Source organism: Pseudomonas sp. GM24 (genome assembly GCF_000282235.1).
Taxonomy (GTDB): domain Bacteria; phylum Pseudomonadota; class Gammaproteobacteria; order Pseudomonadales; family Pseudomonadaceae; genus Aquipseudomonas.
The window spans coordinates 1-3,394 of record NZ_AKJR01000285.1 but is presented as its reverse complement, the minus strand read 5'-3'; the positions used below and the strand labels follow the sequence as shown (position 1 = coordinate 3,394).

Here is a 3,394-nt window from a genome sequence, read left to right as displayed (position 1 = left end):
GCGATAGCGGTGGATCAGTCACCGGAAAATTTGCCTGATACACCGCTATCGCGAGCAGGCTCACTCCTACAAGGGATTGTGGTGAATCTGAAATCCGGGCAAAAAAATGCCGCTCGATTGAGCGGCATTTTTTGTTACTCGGACGCCACGGCGTTTTTCGCCAGAATCGCGTTCGCCAGTTCCATGTCCGACGCCTGCAGGCCCGGATTGTCGGCGCGGACTTTCTGCATCGCTGCTTCCAGATACGGCCCACGAATACCGCCGTCGCTGGCAACGAAGCTGCCGGCATCGTCCTGCGCGGCGATGATCAGCTTGTGATCCTTGAAGGTCAGGTAGGTCGAACCGGTGGTGGCGCCGGACGAGATGACGTTACGCCAAAAGCTGTCCGCCATGGCCGAACCAACGGGAAGGGACAGCAAGGCCAGTGTGGCAACAGCAAGTTTGAGACGCATGATGAGGTGACTCCTGGGGGTTAACTAGGGCGTTGGATTGCCATTCCCCCGATCCAGTTCCGTGATGGGCTATTTCTGCTCGCTCTGCGGCGTCACCCGGAGCACTTCCTCAACCGTCGTCAGCCCTGCCGCGACTTTTTGCGCACCGGACAAACGCAAACTGCGCATGCCTTCCTTGAACGCCTGCCGGCGAATCGCCGTGAGGTCGGTGTCCGGGGTGATAAAAGCCTTGAGGCTATCGCTCAGTTGCATGATTTCGTAGACACCGGCGCGGCCGCGATAGCCGGTGTCGCGGCATTCCACACAACCGATCGCACGTTGCGCGTTGCCCGGCAGCGGCGCTTGCCACGGGCGTGTCAGGGTTTGCCAATCCTCGTCTTCCAGCGTTAGTGGCGCCTTGCAATGCGGACACAAGGTGCGCACCAAACGCTGGGCCATGACGCCGAGCACGGTGGCTTTGATCAGGTAGTGCGGCACGCCGAGTTCGAGCAAACGACTGATCGCGCTGGGTGCGTCGTTGGTGTGCAGCGTCGACAGCACCAGGTGCCCGGTGAGCGCCGCCTGAATCGCCATTTCAGCGGTTTCCAGATCACGGATCTCGCCAATCATGATGATGTCCGGGTCTTGTCGCATCAGCGCACGCACGCCGGCGGCGAAGCTCAGGTCGATGTTGTGCTGCACCTGCATCTGGTTGAACGCCGGCTCGACCATTTCGATCGGGTCTTCGATGGTGCAAAGGTTCACTTCCGGCGTCGCCAGTTTTTTCAGCGTGGTGTACAGCGTGGTGGTCTTGCCCGAACCAGTCGGCCCGGTAACCAGAATGATGCCGTTGGGCTGACGGGTCATGTCCTGCCAGCGCCTCAGGTCATCGGCGCTGAAACCCAACTGATCGAAATCCTTGAGCAGCACTTCCGGATCGAAGATTCGCATGACCATTTTTTCACCGAACGCTGTAGGCAGGGTCGAAAGCCGCAGTTCGACTTCGCCGCCATCCGGAGTCTTGGTCTTGACCCGGCCGTCCTGCGGTTTGCGCTTTTCGGCGACGTTCATCCGCCCGAGGCTTTTCAGGCGACTGACGATCGCCATGGTCACCTGCGGCGGAAATTGATAGACGTTGTGCAACACGCCGTCGATGCGAAACCGCACCGTTCCTTGCTCGCGCCGCGGTTCGATGTGGATATCGCTGGCGCGCTGCTGGAAGGCGTACTGGAACAGCCAGTCGACAATGTTGACGATGTGCGCGTCGTTGGCGTCCGGCTCCTGATCGCTGGCGCCGAGGTTGAGCAGTTGTTCGAAGTTGCCGAGGTTACCGCTCTGCTGATCGGCATTGCTGGCGCCGCTGACCGATTTCGCCAGGCGGAAGAACTCGACGCTGAAGCGCTGGATATCCGCCGGGTTGGCCACCACTCGTTTGATCGGCAGCTTCAACACGTGAGTCAGATCCGCTTCCCAACCGGTGACGTAAGGCTGAGCGCTGGCCACGGTTACCGCATCACGGTCGACCGCCACGGCGAGGATCTTGTGTCGTTGCGCGAAGGCGTAAGACATCAACGGTGTAATGGCGGCGACGTTGATCTTCAGCGGATCGATACGCAGATAAGGCTGGCCGGCCTGTTGCGCCAGCCAGAGGGTCAGGCTTTCCAGGTCGAGGTGTTTGCCCGGACGGCTGAGGTCGTCCAGTTGCTGGCTGGCGATGAATTCCAGCGGGTGCATCTGGTCATTCGCGGCGTGACGGCGGCGCGCATTCAGCGCCTGCTCCGCCGAGTCCTGGCAGATAAAACCCTGGGCGACCAGTTCACGCAGCACATCATTGAGCTCCAGCCAGCGGTCCTGAGTGGCGAATTGAACGGACATGCGGGCTTCCTTTTGAACGACAGTGCGCAAAAGGATAGTCGCGGCCCGGTAGACCGTTGGGCCACTACCCGACAAAGGCGTTGCCGGATTTGTCAGCCGGCCGCTTGCGTCCGCGCATCCCAAGCGCTGTCGGCGTTTTGCAGATTCACCGAGCAAACGCTGATCAGGTTACGAAGTTTTTCCGCGATCACTTGCGCGCGATGCCAACTGAGACCGCCCATGACCAGGTCGATCGACAGCAGATCGTCCATGCGCTGCACGTTGACCTGCTCGGGCGTGAGGAACTGCAACGCGAACAGATTCAACACCCGCACCAGCAGATCCGGTTCAGCCTCGGCAAGGATTTGATACTGCGCCAGGCAATGGGCGTTGCTGACGTTCCAGACATCGGCGCGGGTTGGCGCGGTGGTTACGGCTTCGAGGTGCGGCATGGCGGGTCTCCAAAATCACTGGAGGAATTTTTACATTCGGCGCGGGGTATTTCTTGGCTATGATCAGCGTTAATGACGGCTGATCGAAAAGGTCAATTCGCATAATCCGGTTATTGAGGTTTTTCTATGCACAGCGAACTGGACAGCTACGACCGCAAGATTCTCGCCCTGCTGCAAGAGGACGCATCGCTCTCGAGCGCGCAGATCGCCGAGCAGGTCGGCCTGTCGCAATCGCCGTGCTGGCGGCGGATTCAGCGGATGAAAGAAGAGGGGATCATTCGCGGGCAGGTGACTTTGCTCGATCGCAAGAAGATTGGCCTGAATACGCAGATCTTTGCCGAGATCAAACTCAACGCACACGGGCGTTCGAACTTCACTGAGTTCACCGAAGCGATTCGCGGGTTTCCGGAGGTGCTGGAGTGTTATGTATTGATGGGGGCGGTGGATTTTTTACTGCGCATTGTTGCGGCGGACATCGAGGCGTATGAGCGGTTCTTCTTCGAGAAGCTGTCGCTGGTGCCGGGGATACAGGAAGTGAATTCGATTGTGGCGTTATCGGAGATCAAGTCCACCACCAGCTTGCCTGTCTTGCGATAAAGCAAAAGATCGCAGTCTGCGGCAGCTCCTACATGGGGCGGGTGTACACCCTGTAGGAGC

Annotated in this window: 4 protein-coding genes; 1 reads left to right on the top strand and 3 read right to left on the bottom strand. The window is 59.3% G+C overall.

Translation table 11 applies throughout. The features are described from left to right. Positions 1-134 precede the first annotated feature (134 nt). The 3 genes from PMI23_RS26765 to PMI23_RS26755 form a co-directional block, all read right to left on the bottom strand. A complete protein-coding gene (locus PMI23_RS26765; protein WP_174245147.1) occupies positions 135-455 on the bottom strand; it encodes a DUF2388 domain-containing protein in 321 nt (106 codons plus the stop codon). Positions 456-521: 66 nt separating this feature from the next. Further along, positions 522-2,306: a GspE/PulE family protein gene (locus PMI23_RS26760; RefSeq protein ID WP_007913814.1), complete on the bottom strand. Its 1,785-nt coding sequence runs from the start codon at positions 2,304-2,306 to the stop codon at positions 522-524. Between the two features lie 92 nt (positions 2,307-2,398). Then, a complete protein-coding gene (locus tag PMI23_RS26755) occupies positions 2,399-2,737 on the bottom strand; it encodes a hypothetical protein (protein ID WP_007913816.1) in 339 nt (112 codons plus the stop codon). 126 nt (positions 2,738-2,863) lie between these two features. Here PMI23_RS26755 and PMI23_RS26750 point away from each other — a divergent pair, with 126 nt between their 5' ends. Next, entirely contained in the window at positions 2,864-3,334 is a 471-nt protein-coding gene (locus PMI23_RS26750; protein ID WP_007913818.1) for an Lrp/AsnC family transcriptional regulator, read from the top strand. Positions 3,335-3,394: the final 60 nt, after the last annotated feature.

Excerpts from the sequence above, each read along its gene's own strand:
- PMI23_RS26760 (WP_007913814.1), bottom strand. The coding sequence starts at position 2,306 with ATGTCCGTTCAATTCGCCACTCAGGACCGCTGGCTGGAGCTCAATGAT.
- PMI23_RS26755 (WP_007913816.1), bottom strand. The coding sequence starts at position 2,737 with ATGCCGCACCTCGAAGCCGTAACCACCGCGCCAACCCGCGCCGATGTC.
- PMI23_RS26750 (WP_007913818.1), top strand. The coding sequence starts at position 2,864 with ATGCACAGCGAACTGGACAGCTACGACCGCAAGATTCTCGCCCTGCTG.